Below are 25,923 nucleotides of genomic sequence, written 5' to 3'. Positions count from 1 at the left end.
CTGACCGCTGCGTTCATACGCCACGCAGGCTTCGCGCCTAGCGGCGCGCGCCCGCAGTCGCGGACGATACCGGGTTCGAAAAGTCAGAACTTTCCGAATCCGGCATCACGGGGGTCTTCAGCGTCTGTCCCAGGCCGGCTTTTTCAGGCCGGCTTTTTCAGGAAAGCGGTCAGCTCCTTTTCGGCCGCCGACACATGGTCGATCACGATGGCGCAGGCTGCGTCGGCATCGCCGGCCCGGCAGGCGGCGAGCAGCGCGTAGTGGTCGTCCTGCGAGCGTGACTGGTAGCCGAGCGCCACGAACTGGAAGCGCAGATAGCGGTCGGCGGCGGCCAGATGCTGTTCCACCAGCGCCAGCAGGCGCGGCCGGCCTGCGCGGGCATAGAGCGTCATGTGGAAGCGGCGGTTCAGCTCCCCCATCCGGCCCGGATCGGGCTCTCCGTCCATCTCCGCCAGAAGATCGGCCGCCAGCGCCAAGTCTTCCGCCGTCAGCCCCGGCAGCGACAGGCGCAATGCCGCCGGCTCCAGGGCGGTGCGGATCGTGCCGATGTCGGCCGAATCCTCCGCGGAGATCGCCGCGACCACCGCCCCGCGATGGGGATGGAATTCCACCAGGGCACGCGCCTCCAGCTGGCGCAAGGCCTCGCGCACCGGCATGCGGCTGACGCCGAAGGCGGCGGCCAGTTCCTCCTGACGCAACGGGGCGCCGGCTGGCAGCACGCCGCCCAGGATCGCCTCGCGCATCGCCGCCTCGACGAATTCGGTCGCGGTGCGGAAGCGCGGCCGGTTGCGGGCGATCACCGCCGTCAGGTCGGGGGAAGGGGCATCCGGTACGTGGGGCATGGATCGACCGAAGTGGGAGGGGAGGAGCGGACAAGAAACCGCTTGCGCGGATATTGGATCCAATCTAACGATTTTCCGGTCCCCTGTCACGCATCGGAAAGGACCGGACATGTCCGGCTCATCCCCCACCCCGTCTCCTCCCGGGTCGCCGGTCCGCACCGTCGTCCCGTCGCATCCCTTCCGATCGCGCCTGTCGGTGCCGGCGCTCGCCACCGGGCTGCTGGTGGCGCTGGTCGGCTATGCCGGTTCGGTCGCGGTCGTGGTGCAGGGGCTTTCGGCGGTCGGAGCGGACACCGTGCAGATCGCCTCCGGTCTCGTCGCGGTCGGTCTGTCCATGGGGATGTCGGCGATCTGGCTGGCGTGGCGGCAGCGCCGGCCGATCAGCATCGCCTGGACCACGCCGGGCATGGCGCTGCTGGCGGCGACCGGTCCGGTGGCCGGCGGTTTTCCCGCGGTGGTCGGGGCCTTCCTGACGGTGGCGGTGCTGATCATGGCGGCGGGGATGTGGTCGCCGCTCGGCCGCTGGATCGCGGCGATCCCGAAGCCCCTGGCCAACGCCATGCTGGCCGGCCTGCTGCTGAAGCTGTGCCTTGCGCCCTTCCTGGCGATCGCACAGGCGCCCGGGCTGGGATTGCTGGTTCTGGCGACCTGGGCGGTGGTGGGACGCGCCGCCCGGCTCTATGCCGTACCGGCGGCGGTGGCCGTGGCACTGGCGGCGCTGGCGCTGGATCCGCCGCCGCTGGGAGCGTTTCCGTCCGATCCGTGGCCGTCGCTGTTACCGGTGATGCCGGTCTTCACCTGGGAGGCACTGGTCGGGCTGACCCTGCCGCTGTTCGTCGTCACCATGGCGTCGCAGAACATTCCCGGCCTGGCGGTGCTGGCGACCTTCGGCTATACGCCGCGGCTGCCGCCGGTCTTCCTGGCGACCGGCCTCGCCTCGGCCCTCGGCGCCCCGTTCGGAGGGCCGACGGTCAATCTGGCGGCGATCACCGCGGCCATGTGCGCCGGACCCGACGCCGATCCGCTGCCGGAGCGGCGCTGGCAGGCCGCCGCCGCCGGCGGCGCCGGCCATATCCTGCTGACCGCGCTGGCGGCGATCACCGCGGCGCTGGTCTCCCGGTCCCCGCCGATCCTGATCGAGGCCGTGGCGGGGCTGGCGCTGATCGGCGCCTTCGGCGGCTCGCTGCTGGCCGCCGTCCAGGTCGAGGAGGAGCGTCTTCCGGCCCTGGTCACGCTGCTGGTGACCGCGTCGGGACTGTCCCTCCTCGGGATCGGCTCGGCCTTCTGGGGCCTGCTGTTCGGCGGGGCGATGCATCTGCTGCACCGCCGGCGCCCCGCCGGAGCGTGAAGGCCGACTCCGTCCGGATCAACCCTGCTCGATCAGGTCGGCGCAGGCCTCCACCGCCGCGGCGGCGTAGGGGCGGATGCGCGGCGGGATCTGCGACGGGTTGATGCCCGGCCCGAGGATGCCGACGCCGACCGGCTTCATGAACTGGAGCTGCAGGTCGATCAGGCTGCCGATGACGGCATGGCCCATGACGTTGCCATGCTCGGTCTCGCCGCGTTCGATGATGCCGAGCGCCACCGCGCCGGCGACATCGTCGCGCATCAGCAGGCGCTTGATCGCCAGTGGCTTTTCCATCGAACCGGGGACCCAGACCTCCGCCACGATGCCGAGGCCGCGGCGGGCGGCGACGGTGCGCGCCTCGTCCAGCATCTCCTCCACCTCTTTGCGGTGGAACCGTCCGAGCACGATGCCGATGTTGCTCACCCTCTGCTTCTCCCGTATCTGGCGGTGTGACGTCCGCCCAAACTGTCGTGTCGCCGCGCAAAGCGCAAGGGGCGTCACGCAAGGTGTGAAGCGGGTCGGCTGCATGGAGCTTTCTTGCCGACTTTATAAAGTTGCGCACGTAATACGCGCCATATTGCGGTCATATCCAAGATATCGCGGAAGCAAGATAAGGGAAACCCTGATGGATAGGCTCAAGCTTGTCCTGTGATCTGTCAACAAGTGCGACAGGGCGTCGCAGAGTGCTACAATTCAGAACAAATTGGTCGCCGCCGCTTTTCTTGTGACCATGTAATGATCGGGTTGCGGAGATCGCGTCTGGTCCGACCGACGGACCCGTCGCCGCCGCACGAGAACGACTCCGCAAAAGAACGATCAAGCTGATCCGGAACGGCAATCATGTTGAAAGGTGCGATCGAATACGCGCCGTCGACCTTCGAGGAGCGCGGGGCCGCGGTGGCCTTCACGACACCGCTGCTGTCGCAGACCCGCGTGCGCCGCGGCGACCGCTCGAAGCTCGAGGTGCTGATCCCCAGCCTGTCCCAGGGGCTGGGCATTTATGTCGTCGCCTGGAGGGCGGTGCCGGACATGGTGTCGATGACCATGCACGACCGCTACCTTCATGACCTGATCGTAAAGGAGGATGCCTGCTCTCCGTACGAGATCCGCCGGGCGACGCTGAAGGCGGCACGGCGCGGGCTTGCCGGGCCGCAGGCGGCGCAGGCCGCCCGCCGCGTGCTGGAGGAGGACGACGAGCAGGGCACCCTCACCCATTACCTGCTGATCCTGGCGATCCTGAAGGCGGTCGGGCTGGAATCGCCGGAGATGCTGAAGGCCGGCATCGACACTGACGAGGGGCAGCGGCTGACCCGGCAGCTGATGACCCGCGCGGCGGAAAGCCTGAGGATGGACGCCACGCTGCTCTACGCCCGGCTGGCCGACGTCGCCGCGGTCGCTGCCCCGGTCGGGCTGGCGCGTTCGCCCAGGACCGGCCGGCTGGCGCGCGGGCTGAACGACCTCAAGAGCTTCAGGGACAGCATGACCGCCTGGGCGCAGGACGTGCCGAGCGACGCGGGACCGGTCGCGGAATTCTGCGCGGCGGTGGCGCAGCACAGCATCGACATCGGCGACACGGTGCTGGGCGATTTCCACCGCCGGATCGAGGCGATCGGTCCGCTGCTGCGCGACTGGGACGATGCGTTCATCCGCGTGCGTGGCCAGGCGGCCCGCATGGCGTGGCTGCTCGACGGCTGGAGCCACATCACCGGTGCGTGGGAGGTGGCGCAGGGGGAGGACCGGCAGCAACAGGCCGCGACCGTCAACGACCTGTTCCGCATCCTGCCGCTGCTGCCGCGGCGGGAGGCCGGTCGGGACTTCGTCGAGGACGCCAAGCAGGTCAAGGTGGTCCACCGCCGGTCCGTCCGCATGCTGGAGGACTGGCGCATGGGCCGGATGGACATCGACGCCATCCGCCGGATCGAGTCGGTGAAGGCGTTTGCGCCATGACGGGGAAGGCGGACGACGCGGGTCGCGAGCCAGCCCCGGCCGACCATCTGCCGGGGCTGGAAAGCCGGCTGTTCGACATTCCCGAGACCAAGTTCATCGAGGTGGTCCGCCTGCTGGAACGGGTGCGCGACCACCCCGACGTGCGCCAGACCTTCGCCGCCATCCGCCCGCGCCTGATCCAGGTGCGCCCCGGCCGGCGGCCGACGTTGAAGCGCGTGCTGTGCATGCCGTTCGAGGATGTGCTGGAAAGCGTCGGTGGCGTCGACGTGCCGCCGGGCCGTATCGAGCGGCGGGTGATCGACCCGGCATGGCGGCTGGTGACGGAGTGCGGCGACGAGGCGCTGATCGACCAACTCGACCGCCAGGTGCAGGAGATGGCGCCCGGCAACCTCAACGCGTTGCGCAATGTCGGGCGCAGGTTGTGGCCGATGGCGGCGAAAGCGATCCGTCAGGCGACGCAGGAGATGGTCCAGGGAGCGGTCGTGCTGCTGCAAGGTGACGAGGAACTGCGGCGGCAGGTGCTCGACGTCGCCGCCTTCCTGGAGATCGGCCTGACGGTCGAAGCGCTGAAGGACGCGCTGACGCCGAAGCCGCTGCCGGCGCTGGACGACCACCATGTCGCCGCCATCGAGCAGGCGGTCCAGGCGGTGGCGCGGCAATCCACCGGCGCGGTCCATCACCTGCTTCTGGCCGCCGCCTCGCGGCTGGCGACGCCGGCGGATCTGCTCGCGGTACTGAACGACATGGATTTCGGCAAGGCCCGGCGCGAGCAGCCGGCGATCTTCGCCCGGCTCGGCGGGCTGATGGTGACGAACCTGGAGGAGCGGACCGCCCGTCTGGACGGTCCAGGGGATGGCCAGGGGGGCGGCCAGGGGGGCGGCCAGGGAGGCGGGAAGAGCAGGGCCGCCGCCGCGATCGCTCCGGAGGACGCCGTTGCCATCGCCGAGCGGCTGGTCGCCAGCGTCAACACCACCTCCGCCGTCATGGATTTCGTGGCGGAACCGCTTTATCGCAAACGGCTGGAGTCGGTGACGGCGGCGGTGCGGGCCATGCTGGCCGGCGCCGTCCTGGACAGCGCGCCCGACGGCATCCTGACCGCCGTCCCGGCTCCGGCGGTGAGCGGCCGCCCGGTGCCGGTGAACGAGAACGCCCAGCTCGCGGCCGAGGACCACGCCCGCGCGCTGCGGCGTTGCGAGGGCCTAGCCGACGTGCTGGACCTGCAAAAGCCGTTGCGGGATGCGATGGCGTCGATGGAAAGGGGACTGACGGCGCGTGCCGACGCCCTGCTGGCGCAGTATTCCAAGACAACCGGCATCCCCGGCGATGCGGAGACGGCGGAGATCAATCTGTTCTATGCGTTGCGCCTGCTGGAGCTGATCGCCGGGCCGGCCAAGGCCGACCGGCTCCGCACCGCCATCATGGCCGCGACGGGAGAGTTCGCCGAGGACGGAGAGTAGGGGCTCAGGAGGTCGCCGGCAGCGCGTCCCTGGCTTGGCCCTCGTTGGCGTAGCGGCGGGCCAGCACGGCGCCGACCATCAGCTGGATCTGGTGGAACACCATCACCGGCAGCAGCACCAGCCCGGCGGTGGCGGGGGCGAAGAGGACGCCGGCCATCGGCACGCCGCTGACCAGCGATTTCTTCGACCCGCAGAAGACGATCACCGCCTCGTCGGCGCGGGAAAAGCCCAGGCGGCGGCTCAGCAGCGTGGTGCCGACCAGGAAGACCGCCAGGATGGCGCAGTCGATCAGCACCACCATGCCCAGCGCCGCCGGCGGCACCTGATGCCACAGCCCATTCACCACCGCCTCGCTGAAGGCGATGTAGACGACCAGCAGGATCGATCCGCGATCGGTGAATTTCAGCATCGTCTTGTGCCGTGCCGCCCAGGCGCCGATCCAGCGCCGCAGGAGCTGGCCGGCGATGAAGGGCAGCAGAAGCTGCGCCGCGATGGTCTGCAGCGTGTCCAGCGACAGTGCCGAGCCCTGCACCTTCAGGAACAGCGCCACCAGCAGTGGCGTCATCAGGATGCCGGAGATGTTGGACAGGGTGGAACTGCACACCGCCGCCGCCACGTTGCCCCGCGCCATCGAGGTGAAGGCGATGGAGGACTGGACGGTGGAGGGCAGCAGGCAGAGGAACTGCACCCCGATTGCCACCGCCGGCGGCAGCAGGCTGGATGGCAGCGTCTCCACCACCGCCCAGCCGATCAGCGGGAAGGCGACGAAGGTCAGGCTGAAGATCAGCAGGTGCAGCCGCCAGTGCGCCAAGCCCGCCACCACCTCTTCCCGGGGCAGGCGGGCACCGTGCAGGAAGAACAGCAGCGCGATGGCCGCCTCCGCCAGCCAATGGACGCCTTCGGCGAGTTGTCCCTGCACCGGCAGCACGGTCGCCAACCCGACGGTCGCCACCAGGGCCATGGTGAAACCGTCCATGTTCGGTCGCGGCACGCGGATCATTGGTTGGTCCCCCAAATCGATGGTGCGGATCGGATATAGCGCGTCAGCAGCCGATATAACCGCTCCAGCCGCCCTGGAATACAGTATCCAACATGCATGGCAGCGTTGAAAAGATTGGGGAAAATTCACATACCCCATGATTTTTCCACGATACGGAAACCCGCCGTCCCTGCGGCGAGCGGCTAATCCCTTGAGGTTGCGTAGGTTTCCGATCCTCTCCGCTTGCCCCTTGCCATGGCTCCATCCATACGGTAACGTATGGTCAAAGAACGGATGATTTCCCAGGGGAGCGATACGCCCATGCTGTCCAACCAGTATCCCAGCCTGAATTTCGACCTCGGCGAGTCGGCCGACATGCTGCGCGATTCGGTGCGGAGCTTCGCCGCCAACGAGATCGCCCCCCGCGCCGCCGAGATCGACCGCAGCAACGAGTTCCCGAACGAGCTGTGGCGCAAGATGGGCGACCTCGGCATCCTCGGCGTGACGGTGGAGGAGGAGTATGGCGGCGCCGGCATGGGCTATCTGGAGCATGTCGTGGCGATGGAGGAGGTGTCCCGTGCCTCCGCCTCGGTGGGCCTGAGCTACGGCGCCCACTCCAACCTCTGCGTCAACCAGATCCGCAAGAACGGCACCGAGGAGCAGAAGCGCCGCTACCTGCCCAAGCTGATCTCCGGCGAGCATATCGGCGCGCTGGCGATGTCGGAGCCGAACGCCGGGTCCGACGTGGTGTCGATGAAGCTGCGGGCGGAGAAGAAGGGCGACCGTTACGTCCTGAACGGCACCAAGATGTGGATCACCAACGGCCCCGACGCCGACACGCTGGTGATCTACGCCAAGACCGACATCACCGCCGGTCCGCGCGGGATGACCGCCTTCCTGGTGGAGAAGGGCTTCAAGGGATTCTCGGTGGCGCAGAAGCTGGACAAGCTCGGCATGCGCGGTTCCAACACCGGCGAGCTGGTGTTCGAGGATTGCGAGGTGCCGGAGGAGAACATCCTGGGCGGCGTCGGCCGCGGGGTGAATGTCCTGATGTCGGGGCTGGACTACGAGCGCGCGGTGCTGTCCGGCGGTCCGCTCGGCATCATGCAGGCCTGCATGGACGTCGTGATCCCCTATGTCCACGACCGCAAGCAATTCGGCCAGTCCATCGGCGAGTTCCAGCTGATGCAGGGCAAGCTGGCCGACATGTACACGATCATGAACGCCGCCAAGGCCTATGTGTACGCCGTCGCCAAGGCCTGCGACCGCGGCGAGACCACCCGCAAGGATGCCGCCGCCGCCATCCTGTTCTCCGCCGAAAAGGCGACCTGGATGGCGCTGGAGGCCATTCAAACGCTGGGGGGCAACGGCTACATCAATGAGTACCCGACCGGTCGCCTGCTGCGCGACGCCAAGCTCTACGAGATCGGCGCCGGCACCAGCGAGATCCGCCGCATGCTGATCGGGCGCGAGCTGTTCAAGGAAACCGCGTAAAGCGGATCGGCAACAAGGCACAGAGGGAAAGGGACCGACCACCATGACCGACAGCATCGTCATCGCCGCCGCCGTCCGCACGCCGATGGGCGGCTTCCAGGGCGACCTCATGGGCCTGACCGGCCCGCAGCTTGGCGCCGCCGCCATCCAGGCGGCGCTGGAGCGCGCCGGCCTGGCCGGAGACGCAGTCGATGAGGTGTTCATGGGCAACGTGCTGTCGGCCGGGCTGGGCCAGGCCCCGGCCCGTCAGGCGGCGCTGGGCGCCGGGCTGCCGAAGGGCGTCGGCTGCACCACCATCTCCAAGGTCTGCGGATCGGGCATGCGGGCGGTGATGTTCGCCCATGACGTGATCAAGGCCGGCTCGGCCAGGGTGGTGGTGGCCGGCGGCATGGAGAGCATGTCGAACGCCCCCTACCTGCTGGACCGCGCCCGCGCCGGCTATCGCATGGGCCATGGCAAGGTGCTGGACCACATGTTCTTCGACGGGCTGGAGGACGCCTATGAGAAGGGCCGCCTGATGGGCACCTTCGCCGAGGAATGCGCCGGCAGCTACGGCTTCACCCGCGAGGCGCAGGACGATTTCGCCATCGAAAGCCTGAACCGCGCCCGCAAGGCGGTGGAGGACGGCTCGTTCAAGGCGGAAATCGCGCCGGTGCTGGTGAAGGGGCGCAAGGGCGATACGCTGGTCGACACCGACGAGCAGCCGGGCAAGGGCGATCCCAAGAAGATCCCGACGCTGAAGCCGGCCTTCGCCAAGGACGGCACGGTGACGGCGGCCAATGCGTCGTCGATCTCCGACGGCGGCGCGGCGCTGATCGTCACCACCCGCAGCGAGGCCGACCGCCGCGGCCTGCGCGTGATCGCCGAGATCAAGGGCCATGCCAACCACGCCCAGCAGCCGGCGCTGTTCACCACGGCCCCGGTCGGTGCGATGCAGAAGCTGTTCGAGAAGGTGGGCTGGTCGGCCCGCGACGTCGACCTGTTCGAGATCAACGAGGCGTTCGCCGTGGTGACCATGGCGGCGATGCGCGATCTCGATCTGCCGCACGACAAGGTCAATGTCCATGGCGGTGCCTGCGCGCTCGGGCACCCGATCGGCGCCTCGGGGGCGCGGATCATCGTGACGCTGCTGGCGGCGCTGGAGAAGTACGACCTGAAGCGCGGCGTGGCCAGCTTGTGCATCGGCGGCGGCGAGGCGACGGCCATCGCGGTGGAGCGGGTGTAAGGGGGCAGTTATAGACCCCCACCCTAACCCTCCCCCGCTGGGCGGGGGAGGGGACAAGCGCTTGTGTGGCGGAGGGGCGGCAGTCCCTCCCCCGCCCAGCGGGGGAGGATAGGTGGGGGTCTAGCCCCGCCATTTAAGAAGAGCCTATGGGAGGAGCAGCATGCACCTGACCGAAGAACAGACCATGGTCCGCGACATGGCCCGCGCCTTCGCGCAGGACCGGCTCGCCCCGACCGCCGCCGAGCGCGACCGCAGCGGTGCCTTCCCCAAGGCGGAACTCGCCGAGATGGGCGAACTCGGGCTGATGGGCATGCTGGTGCCGGAGGAGTTCGGCGGTGCCGCCACCGACCATGTCGCCTACGCGCTCGCCATCGAGGAGATCGCCGCCGGCGACGGTGCCGTCTCCACCATCATGAGCGTGCACAACTCTGTCGGCTGCATGCCGATCCTGAAGTTCGGCACGGACGCCCAGAAGGACCGTTTCCTGAAGCCGATGGCGCGCGGCGAGAGGCTCGGCGCCTTCTGCCTGACCGAACCGCAGGCGGGATCCGACGCTTCGGCGATCAAGACCCGCGCCCGGCGCGACGGCGACCGCAATGGAGATTGGTGGGTGCTGAACGGCACCAAGCAGTTCATCACCTCGGGTTCGCAGGCCGACGTCGCCATCGTTTTCGCGGTGACCGACCCGGGCGCCGGCAAGAAGGGCCTCAGCGCCTTCATCGTGCCGACCGACACGCCGGGCTATCAGGTGGCGCGGACCGAGGAGAAGCTGGGCCAGCACTGCTCCGACACCTGCCAGATCGTCTTCGAGGACTGCCGGGTTCCCGCCGAGCTGATGCTCGGGGCCGAAGGCGCCGGCTACAAGGTGGCGCTGGCCAATCTGGAAGGCGGGCGCATCGGCATCGCCAGCCAGTCGGTCGGCATGGCGCGCGCGGCGCTCGACCACGCCATCCGCTACGCCCAGGAGCGGCAAAGCATGGGCGTGCCGATCATCCAGCATCAGGCCGTCGCCTTCCGCCTCGCCGACATGGCGACCCGCGTGGAGGCCGCACGCCAACTCGTTCTGCATGCGGCGTCCCTGCGCGATGCCGGGGTCCCCTGCATGAAGGAAGCGGCGATGGCCAAGCTGTTCGCCTCGGAGATGGCGGAGAAGGTCTGTTCCGACGCCATCCAGATCCATGGCGGCTACGGCTATCTCAACGATTTCCCGGTCGAGCGCATCTATCGCGACGTCCGGGTCTGCCAGATCTACGAGGGCACCAGCGACATCCAGCGGCTGGTCATCAGCCGTGCCCTCATCCAGTAATCAAGACCGCCAAACCGGGAGGAAGACGGCATGACCGTCCTGAAGAGCGCCCTGAACGCGCGCTCCGCCGAGTTCCAGGCCAACGCCGACGCCATGCAGGCCCTGGTCGACGATCTGCGCCGGAAGGTCGCCGCCATCCAGCAGGGCGGCGGCGCGAAGGCGCGCGACAAGCACCTTGCCCGCGGCAAGCTGCTGCCGCGCGAGCGGATCCGCCAGCTGCTCGACGTCGGCTCGCCGTTTCTGGAGCTGTCGCAGCTGGCCGCCGACGGCGTCTATGCCGAGGACATTCCGTCGGCCGGCATCATCGCCGGCATCGGCAGCGTCGCCGGGCAGGAATGCATGATCGTCGCCAACGACGCGACGGTGAAGGGCGGCACCTATTACCCGCTGACGGTCAAGAAGCATTTGCGGGCGCAGGAGATCGCGCAAGCGAACAACCTGCCCTGCATCTATCTGGTCGACAGCGGCGGCGCCAACCTGCCGAACCAGGACGAGGTCTTCCCCGACCGCGACCATTTCGGCCGCATCTTCTACAACCAGGCCAACATGTCGGCCGAGGGCATCCCGCAGATCGCCGTGGTGATGGGAAGCTGCACCGCCGGCGGCGCCTATGTCCCGGCGATGTCGGACGAGGCGATCATCGTCCGCAACCAGGGCACCATCTTCCTCGGCGGCCCGCCGCTGGTGAAGGCCGCGACCGGCGAGGTGGTGTCGGCCGAGGATCTCGGCGGCGCCGACGTCCATTCCCGCACCTCCGGCGTCACCGACCATTATGCGATGAACGACGCCCACGCGCTGGCGATGGCGCGGCGCGTGGTGTCGAACCTGAACCGCGCCAAGCACATCGACCTGGATCTCCGCGAGCCGGAGGACCCCGCCTTCGACCCGCGCGAACTCTACGGCGTCATCCCCAGCGACGCCCGCAAGCCCTTCGACGTGCGCGAGGTGATCGCGCGGGTGGTCGACGGCTCGCGCTTCGACGAGTTCAAGCCGCTCTACGGCACGACGCTGGTGACGGGCTTCGCCCACATCTTCGGCTATCCCGTCGGCATCATCGCCAACAACGGCATCCTGTTCAGCGAATCCGCCCTGAAGGGCGCCCATTTCGTCGAGCTGTGCTGCCAGCGCCGCATCCCGCTGGTGTTCCTGCAGAACATCACCGGCTTCATGGTCGGCCGCAAATACGAGGCCGGCGGCATCGCCAAGGACGGCGCCAAGTTGGTCACCGCGGTCGCCTGCGCCAAGGTGCCGAAATTCACCGTCATCATCGGCGGCAGCTATGGCGCCGGCAATTACGGCATGTGCGGCCGCGCCTACAGCCCGCGCTTCCTGTGGATGTGGCCGAACGCCCGCATCTCGGTCATGGGCGGCGAGCAGGCGGCCGGCGTGCTGGCCCAGGTCAAGCGCGACGCCATGGAAGCCCAGGGCAAGCCGTGGTCGGCCGAGGACGACGAGGCGCTGAAGGCGCCGATCCGCGCCCAGTTCGAACGCGAGAGCCACGCCTATTACGCCAGCGCCCGGCTGTGGGACGACGGCATCATCGACCCGGCCGACACCCGCATGGTGCTGGGGCTGGGGCTGTCGGTCTCGCTGAACGCCCCGGTGCCGAAGACGCCCTTCGGCGTCTTCCGGATGTGATGGGGGCGACCATGAGCGACATTCTCATCGACATCGCCGACACCGGCGTCGCCACCGTCACCATGAACCGTGGCGACGTGCACAACGCCTTCAACGAACAGGTCATTGCCGACCTGACATCCGCCTTCCGGCGGGTGGGCGAGGATCCGGCGGTGCGCGTCGTCCTGCTGCGCGGGGTGGGCAAGAGCTTCTCCGCCGGGGCTGACCTGTCCTGGATGAAGAAGATGGCCGGCTACTCCCATCAGGAGAATCTGGCCGATGCCATGGGCCTCGCCACCATGCTGCGGACGCTGGACGAGTGCCCGAAGCCGACGGTCGCCGTGGTGCAGGGGCCGGCCTTCGGCGGCGGCGTCGGGCTGGTGTCCGCCTGCGACATCGCCATCGGCGTCGAGACCGCCACCTTCGCCCTGTCGGAGGTGCGGCTGGGCATCATCCCCGCCGCAATCAGCCCCTATGTCATCGCCGCCATCGGCGAGCGCGCCTGCCGCCGCTATTTCCTGACCGGCGAGCGCTTCAGCGCGGCGGAGGCCCACCGCATCGGTCTGCTGCATGAGCTGACCAATGCCGACGGGCTGGAGGAGACGGTGGCGAAGACGGTGAAGAGCCTGATGGACAGCGCCCCCACGGCGGTCGCCGCCGCCAAGGAGCTGATCCGCGCCGTCGCCCGCCGGCCGCTGACCGACGACGTGGTGCGCGACACGGCGGAGCGCATCGCCCGCCAGCGCGCCAGCGCCGAAGGCAAGGAGGGCGTCGGCGCCTTCCTCGACAAACGCACCCCGTCCTGGCGGAGCTGATCCAATGTCCCAAATGGCCATGTTCGACAAGATCCTGATCGCCAACCGCGGCGAAATCGCCTGCCGGGTCATCCGCACCGCCCGCCGCCTGGGCATCAAGACCGTCGCCGTCCATTCGGAGGCCGACGCCAAGGCGATGCATGTCCAGATGGCCGACGAGGCTGTCTGCATCGGCCCGGCCCCGGTCGGCGAAAGCTATCTGCGCGGCGACGTCATCCTCGACGTGGCGAAGCGCACGGGTGCCCAGGCCATCCATCCCGGCTACGGCTTCCTGTCGGAGAATGCCGGCTTCGCCGCCGCCTGTGCCGAGGCCGGCGTCGTCTTCATCGGCCCGCCGATCGAGGCGATCCGCGTCATGGGCTCCAAGGCGGAATCCAAGCGGCTGATGGCGAACGCCGACGTGCCGCTGGTGCCGGGCTATCACGGCACCGACCAGGACTTCGCCACCCTGTCGGCGGAGGCCGAGCGTATCGGCTATCCGGTGCTGGTCAAGGCATCGGCCGGCGGCGGCGGCAAGGGTATGCGCGTGGTGCGCGCCGCCAACGAGCTGGCCGATGCGGTGGCCGGCGCCCAGCGCGAGGCCAAGGCCGCCTTCGGCGACGACAGCCTGCTGCTGGAGAAGTATCTCGGCCGGCCGCGCCATGTCGAAATCCAGGTCTTCTGCGACACCCACGGCAACGGCGTCTATCTGTTCGAGCGCGACTGCTCGGTGCAGCGCCGCCACCAGAAGGTGATCGAGGAGGCGCCGGCCCCCAACCTGCCCGACGACCTCCGCCGCCGCATGGGCGAGGCCGCGGTCGCCGCCGCCAAGGCGGTGAACTATGTCGGCGCCGGCACCGTCGAGTTCCTCTATGAGGATGGCGGCTTCTACTTCATCGAGATGAACACCCGCCTGCAGGTGGAGCATCCGGTGACCGAGAAGATCACCGGGCTCGATCTGGTCGAGTGGCAGTTGCGCGTGGCATCCGGGGCGGAGCTGCCGCTGCGCCAGGAGCAGCTGACCCGGAAGGGCCATGCCTTCGAGGCGCGGCTCTATGCCGAGGATCCGCAGCGCGACTTCCTGCCCGCCATCGGCAGGCTGGTCCGTCTGCGCCCGCCGGCCGAGAGCGATCATGTCCGCGTCGACACCGGCGTCCGCGAAGGCGATTCGGTGACGATGTATTACGACCCGATGATCGCCAAGCTGATCGTCTGGGACGAGGACCGCGACAGCGCGCTGCGCCGCCTGCGGGTGGCGCTGGCCGAGTATGAGGTGGTCGGCGTCACCACCAATGTCGCCTTCCTCGGCGCCATCGCCGGCCATCCGGCCTTCAAGGCGGTGGAGATCGACACCGGCTTCATCGAGCGCCACCGCGCCGACCTGCTGCCGCCGCCGGCCCCGGTGGTCGACAGGGCGCTCGCTGCCGCTGCCCTGTCGGTGCTGCTGACGCGCCGGGAGGAGGCCCAGGCCGCCCTGCGTGCCCGCTCCGACCGTCATTCGCCCTGGCTGCTCGCCAATGGCTGGCGGCTGAACGAGGAGAACCATTACGACCTGCGCCTGATGGACGGCGAAACGGCGCGCGAGGTGACGCTGCATTTCCGCAGCGCCAATGGCCAAGAGGGCGGCTATGAGGTTGCGGTGGATGGCGGTAAGCCGATGCCGGTGACCGGCGTCAGCTTGTCGGACGGCCTGCTGACCGCCACGCTGGACGGCATGCGCACCCGTGCCACCGTGGTGCGGCAGGGGCTGGACATCACCGTGCTGATCGACGGTGCCGTGTCGCGCCTGACGCTGGACGACCCCAGCGCCCGCGCGGCGGAGCAGGAGGGCGGCTCCGGCCGCCTGACCGCGCCGATGCCGGGCACCGTGGTCCGCGTGCTGGTCGAAGCCGGCCAGACCGTCGAGGCCGGCGCGCCGCTGATGCTGCTGGAGGCCATGAAGATGGAGCACACCATCAAGGCCCCGGCTGCCGGCACCGTCAGTGCGGTGAATTTCGCGGCGGGCGATCAGGTGTCGGAAGGCGTCGACCTGCTGGTTCTCGACATCGCGGAGGCCTGACGATGCTGTTGCCGAAGTTCGTCCGCATGGTGGAGGTCGGCCCGCGCGACGGCCTCCAGAACGAAAAGTCGATGGTGCCGACCGCGGTGAAGGTGGAACTGGTCAACCGCCTGTCCGACGCCGGCCTGGGCGTGGTCGAGGCGGCCAGCTTCGTCTCGCCCAAATGGGTGCCGCAGATGGGCGACAGCGCCGTGGTGCTGGCCGGCATCGCCCGCAAGCCCGGCGTCCGCTATGCCGCCCTCACCCCCAACCTGAAGGGGCTGGAGGGCGCGCTGGCGGCCAAGGCCGACGAGGTGGCGGTGTTCGGCGCCGCCTCGGAGAGCTTCAGCCAAAAGAACATCAACTGTTCCATCGCCGAGAGCCTGGACCGCTTCGCCCCCGTCATGGAGCAGGCCAAGGCGGCGGGTGTGCCGGTCCGCGGTTACGTCTCCTGCGTGCTCGGCTGCCCCTATGAGGGGGAGATCGCGCCGCAGGCGGTGGCCGAGGTGGCGGAACGCCTGTTCGCCATGGGCTGCTACGAGATCTCGCTGGGCGACACCATCGGCACCGGAACCCCGACGAGAGCGCAGGTGATGATCGCCGCGGTGGCGGAGCGGGTGCCGGTGGAGAAGATCGCCGTCCACTTCCACGACACCTACGGGCAGGCGCTGGCGAACATCCTGGCGGCGCTCCAGATGGGCGTGGCGGTGGTCGACAGTTCCGTCGCGGGCCTGGGCGGCTGCCCCTATGCCAAGGGCGCCAGCGGCAACGTGGCGAGCGAGGATGTGCTGTACATGCTGAACGGCCTCGGCATCGAGACCGGGGTCGATCTGGACAGGCTGGTCGCGGCCGGGGCGTTCATCAGCGACGCCATCGGCCGCCCCACCGCATCGAAGGTGGCCCGCGCTCGTGGTTGTGCGTGAGGGACCCTTCGGCAACGAAGGGCCGCGCGTCCGGCAGGGCGCGCGGCCCTTTCGTATTCCGGAGTTCTGCTTCCAGGGTTTTCAGGCCACCAGTCGGACATGCGCGATTTCCCGCCGCCCGACCGGGCGGACGGTGCGGGCGGCGACCGTCGCAACCGCCACGGTATCGCCGGCCAGCGTGGTGAACTCGACCTCGAACCCTTTGCCTCCGTCATGCACCATGACCACACAGCCGACATCGCCCTGCTTCAGTCCGGCTTCCGGCAGATCCTCGGTCAGCACGACCGGATCGAGTTCCTGGATCATTCCTTGCTCCCCGGTTCGGGATAAGCGGTGACCAATCTTGGCACATCCTGGCCGGTTGCGACAAACCAAACACTGCGGACGAGAGGCGAGCGTCCCGACGGCGTTTTCAGGCGGCCCACAACCGTGTATTTCAACCCGAACTTCGTCTGGTCCACATTGACTACGTCCGGTGTGCGGATGTGGATCAGCAAAGCCTGCTGAAGACGTTGCCATTCCGCCGGCTCGAAGCCGAAGTACCGAAAGAAGGCTGCCTTGCTGCGCCCGGCCGGATGGCTGTCCGACAACAGGTAGGTGGTCAGCTTTCGCTCCTCAATGACAGCTCTGTCGGCTCCCGGCACGGAAATCATGGCGTGCATCGCGGAATGTTCGGAAAACTTCCCAAGCTAACGGATGGAGATTGGTCCGTCGATAATCAAGAATGCCGCATGCATGCCCATCATCCGGATATGCGGCCTCCTAAATTGTACGTGCTACCAACTTGACGCTTCCGGTCGGCCGGCGCATCATGGTCGGCGTGATGAATGGTGCCGAAAACGCAGCGTTCCCACGACGCCGACCGGCCTGAGTGCCGGCCGGAACCACGGCTGGAGTTCCAGCGGCAACGACCCACGGCCGCCTTGCGCGCGCCGCCACATGACCTGTTGCCCGTCCGGCTGTTCGGCGGCGGAGCCATACCCGGGTGGCTCCGCCGCCGATTGTTTTTCGGCCCCGATTGTTTTTTGGGCAGCCGCCATGCTTCCGCCCCGCCCGGGCCATCCTCCCGCCTCATTTCTGTCACGTCCTGTCGTCCTCCGCTCCTCAGAACGAACGCGGTTGGGCTGCAATGGATTTGACCGGATTTCATACCACTTTTGAGCAAAGGACCCGGCGGTTTGCGCCGGATTCCCTCGAAAATCAAACGAAACTCCGAAAAATATTGGTGGGCTTTCACAAAATGGGGGTAAGGGCTGTGGCTTTAACGCGCCATTAACCAGACTGGATTGAGTTTAGGGACATCAGACGCGGCCAACTCCAACCAGCACGCGAAGTTGACTTCAAGGCTAGATGGAATTGGTTCGTCCCCTGTTAATGCCGTTATGTCCCGTTTCCCTTGGATTTGAAAGGCCCGCCCCCATGACCGTGCCGGCAGTCCTCCGCGATGTGGCGCAGTTCGGCGCCTACGCCGCCGGCCGGGGCCGACATGCGGGCCTGCTGGTTGCAGTCCTGCTGGTGGCCGGTTGTCCGGCCAACAGCGTGGGACCGGGCTGGGGCGGGCCGGACGTGACGTCGGCCAACCCGAACGCCCGCCAGATCACCCCGCCGGTGCCCAAGCAGAAGCCGGCGCGGAAGGTTCCCGACGCCGCCGCGCTGGCGCCGGCCCTGCCGATGCCGCAGCCGGGTCCGCCGGTCACCACCGGGGACTTGGCGACTGCCGCGGCTTCCACCCAGGCCTCCACGCAGCTGGCGGCCATCGGACCCGATACCGTTCCCCAACCGGCGAATGCCGCGGCGACCACCGCGGCGGTGCCGGTCCTGGCCCCGGCCATGGGGGGCATGCCCACCCAACCCGCAACCACCAACGCCGACCCCGACAGTCTTGTCGGGCTGGACGAAGTCCAGACTCTCAAACTCCTGGGGTCCCCCGTTGCACGGGAAGAGGCGCCTCCCGCCAAGATCTGGCGGTATGCCAAGGGCGATTGCACCCTCAAGGTCTTCTTCTTCATGGATATGACCTCGTCCCAGGACTTCCGCGCCCTCTCCTACGACATGAAGAGCAGCCAAAATGTCCCTGACGCCGACCACCGATGCTTTGCCCAACTCCTCGCTCAAGCTGAACCAGGGCGCCCTGTCCGCCCCGGGTTTCAGTAAGGCGGAGTCGAACAAGGGAATGTCCGCAATGACCGAACCGACCATTGCCCGCATCGCTCTGGTCGACGACGACGACCTGTTCCGGGAGTCGCTCAGCCTCAACCTCGGCGACGAGGGTTACGAGGTCATCACCTTCGACCGCGGCGAACCGGCGCTCGATTTCTTCGCCGACGGCGGGTCGGTCGACATCGTCCTCCTGGACTGGCGCATGCCCAAGCTCGACGGCATCGACGTGCTGCGCCAGATGCGCGCCCGCGGCATCGCCACCCCGGTCATCTTCCTGACCGTGCTGTCCGACCAGATTTACGAAGAGGCGGCGCTGGCCGGCGGCGCGCTGGACTTCGTCGAGAAGTCGCGCAGCCTGTCGATCCTGCTGAAGCGCATGCGCCTGATCCTGGATGGGATCAAGGGCGACGGCATCAAGGGTGCCGAGGACGCGGATGCCGGCGGCGCCAGCACCAGCCACCGCCTGGGCGAGCTGGAGCTGCGCCTCGACAACAGCCGTGCCCTGTGGAAGGGCAAGCGCATCGACCTGACGCTGACCGAGTTCAACATCGTCAAGCTGATGTCGACCCGCCCGGAAGAGGACGTCTCCTACCGCGAGATCTACGACCTCGTCCATGGCAAGGGCTTCGTCGCCGGCTACGGCCCGTCGGGCTACCGCGCCAACGTCCGTGCCTTCATCAAGCGCATCCGCCAGAAGTTCCGCTCGGTCGACGCCGGCTTCGCCTGCATCGAAAACTATCCGGGCTTCGGCTACCGCTGGGGCAAGGGCGAGAACGCGGCCAACCAGGGCCGGGACGAGGACGGTATGGGCGAGGATATGCTGATCGATGGCGCTGCTGCCGATTGACCTTGCGATGCGGGCGCCCCGACGGGCGTCCGCCCGCCTGCTTTGGCTCTGGCGCTCGATGGCGAGCCGCCTGCTGCTCCTTACGCTCGTCTTCGTCGCGGTGCCGGTCCTGCTCTACGACCAGTTCCAGCGGGCCGACGAGGCATCGCAACAGCTTTTGCTGAAAAGCGCCCAGCGTCAGGGTGAACTGATCGCCCGGGCGCTGGAACCCGAACTGCTGGGCGTCGACCGCACGGCCCTTCCCAGCCTCAGCATCGCGCTTGCCCGCTACGGCGATGACCGCACGCGGCTGAAGCTTCTGGTGCGCCCCCGGGTGGCCGCCACCGCATCCGGCGCCAAGGCCGGGCCGGAACCCTTCTTCTACGTCGCCGCGGCCCCCAGCCTGTCGACCGCCGACATCGACGCCGAACGGCGCCTGCTGCTGGAACAGGGCGTGCTGGACCGTCTGGGATCGAGCTGCGCCGGCAACTCGACGCTGGCGATGCGCGTTCCCCATGTCGAAGGCGGGGAGGAGGTGCTGTCCTCCATCACCCCGATCAAGACCAGTTTCGGCTGCTGGGCGCTGGTGACCAGCCACGCGACCGAGGCCTACATCTCCTCCTCCATCGGCCGCCCCTATTGGAGCACGCCGGCGGTCCAGGCCGCCGCGGCGATCTATCTGGCGATGGCCGCCCTGGTGCTCGCCGTGCTGGCCGGCGTCTGGCGCAACCTGAACCGCTTCGGCGATTTGGCGCGCCGCATCGTCGGCGGGGACGACACCCCCGACCACGAGGACCGCAACGCCTCCTTCGCCGCGCGCAACACCGTGCCGGAGCTGGCCGGGGTGGCGGAGGATTTCGATCGGCTGGTCGCCACGCTGCGCGACAGCGCCCAGTCGCTGCGCCGCGCCGCGGAGGACAACGCCCATGCCTTCAAGACGCCGATCGCCGTGATCCGCCAGTCGGTGGAGCCGTTGCGCCGCGCCCTGCCGGCGGAGAACGCCCGCAGCCAGCGGGCGCTGACGATGATCGAGAAGTCGCTGGACAAGCTGGACGGCCTCGTGTCCTTCGCCCGCCGCATGGACGAGGCGGCGGCCGACCTGCTGGCCCCGGCGCGGCGCCGCGTCGACCTGTCGTCGCTGGTGGAGCGGATGGCCGGGGGCTATACCGGGCTGCTGGCCGAGCGCCGCCTGCACATGCGCTCGCGCATCGATGCCGGGCTGGTGGTGCGGGCCAGCGAGGAAACTCTGGAGACCATCGTCGAGAATCTGGTGGAGAACGCCGTCAGCTTCTCGCCGCCCGACGGGACGGTCAGCGTCCGGCTGACCCGCAGCAACTCCCAGGGTGCGCCGATGGCCGAACTGGTGGTGGACGACGAAGGGCCGGGTGTCGATCCGGCCAATCTGGACCGCATCTTCGAACGCTACTTCTCCCACCGCGAGCCCGGCCGCGGCATGCCGGAGGACGAGGCGGCGGCGCACCAGGCCGGGGCGGCGCATTTCGGCATCGGCCTGTGGATCGTGCGGCGCAACATCGAGGCCTTCGGCGGCCGCGTCCGTGCCGAGAACCGCCCGACCGGCGGCCTGCGCATGACGGTGACCCTGCCGCTGGCGGGATGAGGCGGGAGCGGCCGCAGCCGCGCCACCGGCATATGGCCCCGGGGCGAACGGCCTTCGGATCGCCGGTGCCATTGCCGCTCCGGCTATGGTCCGGCATGGCCCGGCCCCGTTTTTTCCGCTACAGCTTCGTGCGTTCATTATGAAACGCACGAAGCTGTAGCTCTATATTTGGCGATCGGATTCACGCTCCAAATCGATTCCGATTTTACGCGATCCGATCTAGGATCGGCGCCGTCAGCCGAACAGCATTCCGAGCCGCCGATGGACCGCAGCCTCGATTCCACCGACATCAAGATCCTGCGCGAGTTGCAGGATGACGGGCGCCTTAGCAATGTCGAGCTGGCGCGCCGCATCAATCTCAGCCCGGCCGCCTGCCTGGAGCGGGTGAAGCGGCTGCAGGCCGACGGCATCATCCAGCGCTATGTCGCCCTGCTCGACCCGCACCGGCTGGAAGCGGGAATGCTGGTCTTCGTCGAAGTGGTTCTGGACCGCACCACGCCCGACAATTTCGACGACTTCAAGGCCACGGTGCTGCGCATGCCGCAGATCATGGAATGCCACATGGTCGCCGGCGGCTTCGATTACCTGGTCAAGGCCCGCGTGCGCGACATGAACGAGTACCGCCTGTTCCTGGGCGAGCTGCTGTCGACCGCCCGCGGCGTGCGGGAAACCCACACCTACGCCGTGATGGAAGAGGTGAAGAGCGTCACCGCGATCCCCCTCGATGGACTGTCGGGCGGGCATTCGAGCGGGCCGCCGGGCGGGTCCTCCGGTGGTTCGTTACGAGGCTGAACGGTCAGACAATATAGTTTTATCCAAATTGCGCGCCGGCCGGGTGCCGGTCCTCCTTTCGGGACGCATTTTGCATGGCATGGCGCCGATCGGCTCGGCACCACCGGCAGGGCGTGGGCCCAGGCGTGTTCGATTGCCGACAAAATGATGCGGCACACCGCTTGCAGCGAAGCGTCCGGTCTGGGGGCGCGGCTTTCGCGGCCGTCCGGCGGCTTCCACTCCGCCCGCCTGCCCGACCGTCGTCTTCGAGACCCTGGCAGAAGCGGAGCTGCGTCATGCGCGTCAACACACCGATCACCGACCGGGAAGTCCATCTGACCGAGGGTGTTCCCCTGGTGTCGCGCACCGACACGGGCGGCCGCATCACCTTCGTGAACCGGGCTTTCGTCGAGATCAGCGGCTTCGACGAAGAGGAGTTGATCGGCGCTCCGCACAACATCGTCCGCCACCCCCACATGCCAAAGGAGGCCTTCGCCGACCTGTGGGCGACGGTGAAGGCCGGCCGTGCCTGGGAAGGGCTGGTGAAGAACCGCACCAGGACCGGCGATCATTACTGGGTGCGCGCCAACGTCACGCCGGTCGTCGAGAATGGTGCCGTCACCGGCTACATCTCCATCCGCTCCAAACCGTCACGGGACGAGATCGCCACGGCGGAGGCGCTGTATGCGGGGATGCGCGACGGCCGTGCCGCGGCGGTTCTGGCGGAAGGCGCGCTGTTGCGGCGCAGCCGCGCCGGCCGGGCCGCCGCCCTGGCCTGGGCGAGCCTGTCCGGGCGCCTGGCCGCGGTGTTCGGGCTGCTGATCCTCGCCATCCTGCTGGCCGGCTGGCTCGGGCTGGACGGCATGGCCGCCTCCAACCGGTCGCTGCGCACGGTCTATGAGGACCGCACCGTCCCCGCCTATCAGATCGGCGCGATCCAGAACCTGGCCCGCGACAGCCGGCAGCGCCTGACCGATTTCGCCGCCGATCTGCGGGCGGGAGGCGGTGCCGTCGATCCCGCCGCGGTGGAGACGGAGATCGCCGGCAATGCCGCGGCGATGCGGCGGCTGCTGGCCGAATATCTGGCGACCTATCTGACGCCGGAGGAGGCCGTCCTCGCCGACCGGTTCAAGCCGCTGGTCGGCTCCTACCTGCAGGCCGGGATCGGCCCGGCGCTGGTGCTGGCGCAGCAGAGGAACGCGGCCGGGCTGGACGCCCATCTGCGCGACGCCGTCCGTCCCGCTTTCGCCGAACTGCGCGGCGTGTCCGACGCCCTGCTGGACCTTCAGGTCCGGGTCGCGCGCGAGGAGTTCGACAAGGCCGAACAGGATTATCGGAGCCGCGTCGTCGAGGTGGCGGCGGCGATGCTGCTGAGCGGCCTGCTCGCCGCCCTGTCCGGTTGGGCGATCCTGCGCAGCGTGCGACGGCCGCTGGCGGTCCTGGAGCAGACCTTCGAGCGCATCGCCCGCGGTGCCCTGACCGACCCGATGCCCGCCATCGGCGTGCCGGAGTTCCGGCGGGTGGCGTCGGAGCTGAACGCCATGAAGGCGAAGCTTGCCTATGGGATCCACGAGAAGCACGAGACGGAGCTGCGTCAGAAGGCGCTGACCCGCCAAGCCCTGCTGGAAACCTGCAGGTCGATCGAAACCGACCTCGATTCCACCTGGATGGGCGTGGAACTGGCGAGCCGGCGCGCCGGCGACGGCATCCAGCAGTTGACGCGGGCGCTGGGCGTGGTGCGCGAGAACACGGTGGTGGTATCGGCGGCGTCGGAGCAGGCCCGCGCCAACGCCCAGTCGGTCGCCGCCGCGACGGAAGAGTTGAACGCCGCCGGGCAGGAGATCGCCCGGCAGGCGGCGCGCTCCAGCGAGGTCGCGCGGCGCGCGGTGGACAATGCGCGCGGTTCCGCGGCCGCCATCGGCCGCATGGAGGTGGCGACGGAGGAAATCGCCAAGGTCGCCACCCTGATCAACGAGATCGCCGGGCAGACCAACCTGCTGGCGCTCAACGCCACCATCGAGGCGGCCAGGGCGGGGGAGGCCGGCAAGGGATTCGCCGTGGTCGCCGGCGAGGTCAAGCAGCTCGCCGGCCAGACCGCGCGGGCGACCGAGGACATCGCCCGCCAGATCGGACAGTTGAAGCAGGCGGTCGGTGGCAGCATCACGGCGATCCGGACCGTCATCTCGGTGATCGAGGAGATCGACGAGGCCGCCGCCGCCGCTGCCGCCGCGGTGGAGCAGCAGTCGGCCGCCAACGCCGAGATCGGGCGGAGCGCCAGCAATTCCGCCGGCGGTGCCGCCCAGCTGTCGGACAGCGTGCTGCGCATCCGCGGCCAGACCGACGGGATCAACGGCATCGCCACCGACGTCAGCCGCCGGATGACCGATACGCAGGGGGCGGTGGCCGACCTGAAGCGCCGGCTGGTCATCGCGCTGCGCCAATCGGTGGCGGGCGACCGCCGCGCTTCCGACCGCATTCCCTGCGAGGAGCCGATCGGCTTGACCGTTGCCGGCGAGCGCCGCAGCGTCACCATGCTCGACCTCTCGCCGGACGGGCTGCTGGTGGACGTCAAGGGACTGCCGGAACTGGCCGAGCAGACGCTGCTGACCGTGACCCTGCGCGAGGCCGGGGATCTGCCGGCCATCGTCGCCGGCACCAGCGACCTCGGCTTGCATCTGGCCTTCGACGAGCTGTCGGCCGCCCAGGCCGACCGGCTGGAGCGCGTCTATGCAGCGATGATCGAGGCGGAATCGGCCGTCATCCGCACCGCGCAGGACGCCGCGACGGCTTTGGCTGCCGCGCTGGAGCGGGCGCTCGCCGAGGGCGGCATCGGCGAGGAGGATCTGTTCTCGACCGAACTCGCCACCATCGCCGGCAGCGAGCCGGAACAGTCGCTCGCCCCTTTCACCGAACTGACCGACCGCCTGTTCCCGGCGATCCAGGAGCCGGTGCTGGCCTCCGACCCGCGCTTCCAGTTCTGTGCCGCGGTCAACGCCGTCGGTTATCTGCCGACCCACAATGCCCGCTATTCCGAGCCGCAGCGGCCGGGCGAGACGGCCTGGAACGCCGGCCATTGCCGCAACCGCCGGGTCTTCGCCGACCGCTCCGGCCTCGCCGCCGCCCGCAACACCCGGCCCTTCCTGCTGCAGGCCTACCGCCGCGACATGGGCGGCGGGCAGATGGTGCGGCTGAAGGAGGTCGACGCGCCGATCGTCGTGCGGGGCCGCCACTGGGGCAATCTGCGGCTGGCCTACCTGGGGTCACCGTAAGAGAGTGATCAGATTGACCGGAATATGGGAACACGGTGGGAACGTACGCTCCTACACCCCGAAGGGCCGGCTCGGCATAGCGCCTTTTGAGGGTTCCGGTCGTGGCAGGCGGAAATGCACTTGGAGGGGCCGAATTCATGACCCATCCGGGGTGACGTGGGCGAAGCATTCCGCGGGGATTCTCAGGGGATCGGCAGGGCCCACGCCATGCGGCCGCGCCGCCTCGGATTGGGGCCAGCGAGGATGATGGCCTTGAGTATAGCTTGCTCACCCGCGCTCAACCCTTCCAGTGGGCTAGGGAAACAGCGGTCGTAGAGCCCGGCCACACCGCCTGCGTTGGAGCGAAACACAGCATCGCGCAACGCTTCTGATGCGCCAGGAAGCGTAACTCACTGGCGCTCAAGTCTTCCCGAACTGGCAACGCATGCCGCTATGCGCTTCTTCCCCTCTTGAACGGGCAATCGGATCATGGGTGATCCGATTTGGGAATCGACCCTTGTGAGTCGGCGCTTCCATCCGCTGTGGTCACCCGCTTTGATTGATATCGTTAATAATTTCTTCCCGTTATATGGTGTGTAATGTCGTTAAGCGCATCAAAAAGCTATTGACAGCGCAAGGAATATGAATAAACCTGGCGCATAGGTAGCAAAATATACATGAAAATCTGTTATTTTGCGACTTTAGAAAATAAATATGTCTTAATAGGATGTTGATATGATTAAAATACAATTAACTATTGGATTGAGTGAATGCACGGAGGCGATGCTTGCGCGTCTCATCGAAGAATTGACGTATAGCCTTTGACGAATTTGCAAAGATTCAGTAGTCGTTTGTTGTTTATTAAAGTAATATGAAATAATAAATATAATTCCGATCGACGATATATTGGCGATATCACCAATCGTATGGCCATAATTTACTAAGATATATTTCTTAATTCATCTGTTTTTTAATATCAATTAGCTATTAAGCTAAACATTCGCACTGGTGCGATCAATGCTTTTCTTCCATTAGGTTGGTCAAATGCTCCTGCAGAGCATCAGGGTTGAAAAAGCGAGAGAGCACGTCTTGTCACGGGGACATAACCGAAAGGGCTGTCATGCACGCTTTTACCCGCCTCCGTCATTGCCGCCGCCTTCCAGCCCGGTTGAGGGCTGGTCTGGAGACCCTGTCACAGCTTTCCCTGGATGAAGTGCGCGTGCATTACAACTCCCCCCACCCTGCCGAGCATGGGTGTGAAGCCTTCGCGCTAGAGGCTGTTAGGGACTTGTAGGATGGCGACAGCTTTTCCGAGCATGAGACAGGCGAA

Annotated in this window: 20 protein-coding genes; 15 read left to right on the top strand and 5 right to left on the bottom strand. The window is 67.8% G+C overall.

Annotated elements, in window-relative coordinates:
- Positions 1-143: 143 nt before the first annotated feature.
- Positions 144-842 carry a GntR family transcriptional regulator gene (locus tag JHL17_RS23530; protein WP_200196915.1) on the bottom strand — a complete coding sequence of 233 codons (699 nt, stop codon included), beginning with the start codon at positions 840-842 and terminating at the stop codon, positions 144-146.
- A 109-nt stretch (positions 843-951) separates the two neighbouring features.
- On the opposite strand from JHL17_RS23530, the gene JHL17_RS23525 reads away from it, so the two are divergent.
- A complete protein-coding gene (locus JHL17_RS23525) occupies positions 952-2,190 on the top strand; it encodes a benzoate/H(+) symporter BenE family transporter (protein WP_200196914.1) in 1,239 nt (412 codons plus the stop codon).
- 18 nt (positions 2,191-2,208) lie between these two features.
- Here JHL17_RS23525 and JHL17_RS23520 read toward each other — a convergent pair whose 3' ends face one another.
- A complete protein-coding gene (locus JHL17_RS23520) occupies positions 2,209-2,613 on the bottom strand; it encodes a 6,7-dimethyl-8-ribityllumazine synthase (RefSeq protein WP_200196913.1) in 405 nt (134 codons plus the stop codon).
- 417 nt (positions 2,614-3,030) lie between these two features.
- Between JHL17_RS23520 and JHL17_RS23515 the strand changes: the two genes are divergently transcribed.
- Positions 3,031-4,137, top strand: a complete 1,107-nt coding sequence (locus JHL17_RS23515; protein ID WP_200196911.1) for a hypothetical protein — start codon at positions 3,031-3,033, stop codon at positions 4,135-4,137.
- Positions 4,134-5,594: a hypothetical protein gene (locus tag JHL17_RS23510; protein WP_200196909.1), complete on the top strand. Its 1,461-nt coding sequence runs from the start codon at positions 4,134-4,136 to the stop codon at positions 5,592-5,594. The genes JHL17_RS23515 and JHL17_RS23510 overlap by 4 nt, the downstream gene beginning before the upstream one ends.
- Before the next feature lie 4 nt (positions 5,595-5,598).
- Here the strand turns inward: JHL17_RS23510 and JHL17_RS23505 are convergent, their stop codons facing one another.
- Positions 5,599-6,570, bottom strand: coding sequence for a bile acid:sodium symporter family protein (locus JHL17_RS23505; RefSeq protein ID WP_425599646.1), 972 nt, complete (start codon positions 6,568-6,570; stop codon positions 5,599-5,601).
- Positions 6,571-6,894: 324 nt separating this feature from the next.
- On the opposite strand from JHL17_RS23505, the gene JHL17_RS23500 reads away from it, so the two are divergent.
- The 7 genes from JHL17_RS23500 to JHL17_RS23470 all read left to right on the top strand — a co-directional run bounded on the left by JHL17_RS23500 (position 6,895) and on the right by JHL17_RS23470 (position 15,970).
- Positions 6,895-8,067 carry an isovaleryl-CoA dehydrogenase gene (locus tag JHL17_RS23500; protein WP_200196905.1) on the top strand — a complete coding sequence of 391 codons (1,173 nt, stop codon included), beginning with the start codon at positions 6,895-6,897 and terminating at the stop codon, positions 8,065-8,067.
- A 43-nt stretch (positions 8,068-8,110) separates the two neighbouring features.
- On the top strand, positions 8,111-9,292 hold the full coding sequence (locus tag JHL17_RS23495; RefSeq protein ID WP_200196903.1) for an acetyl-CoA C-acyltransferase: 1,182 nt from the start codon (positions 8,111-8,113) through the stop codon (positions 9,290-9,292).
- A 160-nt stretch (positions 9,293-9,452) separates the two neighbouring features.
- On the top strand, positions 9,453-10,598 hold the full coding sequence (locus JHL17_RS23490) for an acyl-CoA dehydrogenase (RefSeq protein ID WP_200196902.1): 1,146 nt from the start codon (positions 9,453-9,455) through the stop codon (positions 10,596-10,598).
- A gap of 30 nt (positions 10,599-10,628) precedes the next feature.
- The gene (locus JHL17_RS23485) at positions 10,629-12,236 is read left to right on the top strand and encodes a carboxyl transferase domain-containing protein (protein ID WP_200196900.1); all 1,608 of its coding nucleotides are present in this window, start codon (positions 10,629-10,631) and stop codon (positions 12,234-12,236) included.
- An 11-nt stretch (positions 12,237-12,247) separates the two neighbouring features.
- Positions 12,248-13,030 carry an enoyl-CoA hydratase/isomerase family protein gene (locus tag JHL17_RS23480; protein WP_200196899.1) on the top strand — a complete coding sequence of 261 codons (783 nt, stop codon included), beginning with the start codon at positions 12,248-12,250 and terminating at the stop codon, positions 13,028-13,030.
- Between the two features lie 19 nt (positions 13,031-13,049).
- Entirely contained in the window at positions 13,050-15,068 is a 2,019-nt protein-coding gene (locus tag JHL17_RS23475; RefSeq protein ID WP_200197061.1) for an acetyl/propionyl/methylcrotonyl-CoA carboxylase subunit alpha, read from the top strand.
- 2 nt (positions 15,069-15,070) lie between these two features.
- The gene (locus JHL17_RS23470) at positions 15,071-15,970 is read left to right on the top strand and encodes a hydroxymethylglutaryl-CoA lyase (RefSeq protein WP_200196897.1); all 900 of its coding nucleotides are present in this window, start codon (positions 15,071-15,073) and stop codon (positions 15,968-15,970) included.
- A gap of 81 nt (positions 15,971-16,051) precedes the next feature.
- Here JHL17_RS23470 and JHL17_RS23465 read toward each other — a convergent pair whose 3' ends face one another.
- A complete protein-coding gene (locus JHL17_RS23465) occupies positions 16,052-16,276 on the bottom strand; it encodes a DUF4926 domain-containing protein (RefSeq protein WP_200196896.1) in 225 nt (74 codons plus the stop codon).
- Positions 16,273-16,632, bottom strand: coding sequence for a DUF6883 domain-containing protein (locus JHL17_RS23460; RefSeq protein ID WP_200196894.1), 360 nt, complete (start codon positions 16,630-16,632; stop codon positions 16,273-16,275). The genes JHL17_RS23465 and JHL17_RS23460 overlap by 4 nt, the downstream gene beginning before the upstream one ends.
- A gap of 757 nt (positions 16,633-17,389) precedes the next feature.
- Here JHL17_RS23460 and JHL17_RS23455 point away from each other — a divergent pair.
- The 5 genes from JHL17_RS23455 (at position 17,390) to JHL17_RS23435 (ending at position 24,614) form a co-directional block, all read left to right on the top strand.
- Positions 17,390-18,124 carry a hypothetical protein gene (locus JHL17_RS23455; protein WP_200196893.1) on the top strand — a complete coding sequence of 245 codons (735 nt, stop codon included), beginning with the start codon at positions 17,390-17,392 and terminating at the stop codon, positions 18,122-18,124.
- 28 nt (positions 18,125-18,152) lie between these two features.
- Positions 18,153-18,977: a response regulator transcription factor gene (locus JHL17_RS23450; RefSeq protein WP_200196891.1), complete on the top strand. Its 825-nt coding sequence runs from the start codon at positions 18,153-18,155 to the stop codon at positions 18,975-18,977.
- Positions 18,958-20,574, top strand: a complete 1,617-nt coding sequence (locus tag JHL17_RS23445; RefSeq protein WP_247893766.1) for a sensor histidine kinase — start codon at positions 18,958-18,960, stop codon at positions 20,572-20,574. The genes JHL17_RS23450 and JHL17_RS23445 overlap by 20 nt, the downstream gene beginning before the upstream one ends.
- A gap of 261 nt (positions 20,575-20,835) precedes the next feature.
- The gene (locus JHL17_RS23440; RefSeq protein WP_200196890.1) at positions 20,836-21,366 is read left to right on the top strand and encodes an Lrp/AsnC ligand binding domain-containing protein; all 531 of its coding nucleotides are present in this window, start codon (positions 20,836-20,838) and stop codon (positions 21,364-21,366) included.
- A gap of 275 nt (positions 21,367-21,641) precedes the next feature.
- The gene (locus tag JHL17_RS23435; protein ID WP_200196889.1) at positions 21,642-24,614 is read left to right on the top strand and encodes a methyl-accepting chemotaxis protein; all 2,973 of its coding nucleotides are present in this window, start codon (positions 21,642-21,644) and stop codon (positions 24,612-24,614) included.
- Positions 24,615-25,923: the final 1,309 nt, after the last annotated feature.

The organism is Azospirillum endophyticum (genome assembly GCF_016595245.1).
Lineage (GTDB): Bacteria > Pseudomonadota > Alphaproteobacteria > Azospirillales > Azospirillaceae > Azospirillum > Azospirillum endophyticum.
Note: the sequence above shows the minus strand (reverse complement) of the source record. Positions and strands in the feature narration are given on the sequence as shown.

Bases quoted from the DNA above. Each gene is read 5' to 3' on its own strand.
- JHL17_RS23530 (WP_200196915.1), bottom strand. From the start codon at position 842: ATGCCCCACGTACCGGATGCCCCTTCCCCCGACCTGACGGCGGTGATC.
- JHL17_RS23525 (WP_200196914.1), top strand. From the start codon at position 952: ATGTCCGGCTCATCCCCCACCCCGTCTCCTCCCGGGTCGCCGGTCCGC.
- JHL17_RS23515 (WP_200196911.1), top strand. From the start codon at position 3,031: ATGTTGAAAGGTGCGATCGAATACGCGCCGTCGACCTTCGAGGAGCGC.
- JHL17_RS23510 (WP_200196909.1), top strand. From the start codon at position 4,134: ATGACGGGGAAGGCGGACGACGCGGGTCGCGAGCCAGCCCCGGCCGAC.
- JHL17_RS23505 (WP_425599646.1), bottom strand. From the start codon at position 6,570: ATGGACGGTTTCACCATGGCCCTGGTGGCGACCGTCGGGTTGGCGACC.
- JHL17_RS23500 (WP_200196905.1), top strand. From the start codon at position 6,895: ATGCTGTCCAACCAGTATCCCAGCCTGAATTTCGACCTCGGCGAGTCG.
- JHL17_RS23495 (WP_200196903.1), top strand. From the start codon at position 8,111: ATGACCGACAGCATCGTCATCGCCGCCGCCGTCCGCACGCCGATGGGC.
- JHL17_RS23490 (WP_200196902.1), top strand. From the start codon at position 9,453: ATGCACCTGACCGAAGAACAGACCATGGTCCGCGACATGGCCCGCGCC.
- JHL17_RS23485 (WP_200196900.1), top strand. From the start codon at position 10,629: ATGACCGTCCTGAAGAGCGCCCTGAACGCGCGCTCCGCCGAGTTCCAG.
- JHL17_RS23480 (WP_200196899.1), top strand. From the start codon at position 12,248: ATGAGCGACATTCTCATCGACATCGCCGACACCGGCGTCGCCACCGTC.
- JHL17_RS23475 (WP_200197061.1), top strand. From the start codon at position 13,050: ATGTTCGACAAGATCCTGATCGCCAACCGCGGCGAAATCGCCTGCCGG.
- JHL17_RS23470 (WP_200196897.1), top strand. From the start codon at position 15,071: ATGCTGTTGCCGAAGTTCGTCCGCATGGTGGAGGTCGGCCCGCGCGAC.
- JHL17_RS23465 (WP_200196896.1), bottom strand. From the start codon at position 16,276: ATGATCCAGGAACTCGATCCGGTCGTGCTGACCGAGGATCTGCCGGAA.
- JHL17_RS23460 (WP_200196894.1), bottom strand. From the start codon at position 16,632: ATGCACGCCATGATTTCCGTGCCGGGAGCCGACAGAGCTGTCATTGAG.
- JHL17_RS23455 (WP_200196893.1), top strand. From the start codon at position 17,390: ATGACCGTGCCGGCAGTCCTCCGCGATGTGGCGCAGTTCGGCGCCTAC.
- JHL17_RS23450 (WP_200196891.1), top strand. From the start codon at position 18,153: ATGACCGAACCGACCATTGCCCGCATCGCTCTGGTCGACGACGACGAC.
- JHL17_RS23445 (WP_247893766.1), top strand. From the start codon at position 18,958: ATGGCGCTGCTGCCGATTGACCTTGCGATGCGGGCGCCCCGACGGGCG.
- JHL17_RS23440 (WP_200196890.1), top strand. From the start codon at position 20,836: ATGGACCGCAGCCTCGATTCCACCGACATCAAGATCCTGCGCGAGTTG.
- JHL17_RS23435 (WP_200196889.1), top strand. From the start codon at position 21,642: ATGCGCGTCAACACACCGATCACCGACCGGGAAGTCCATCTGACCGAG.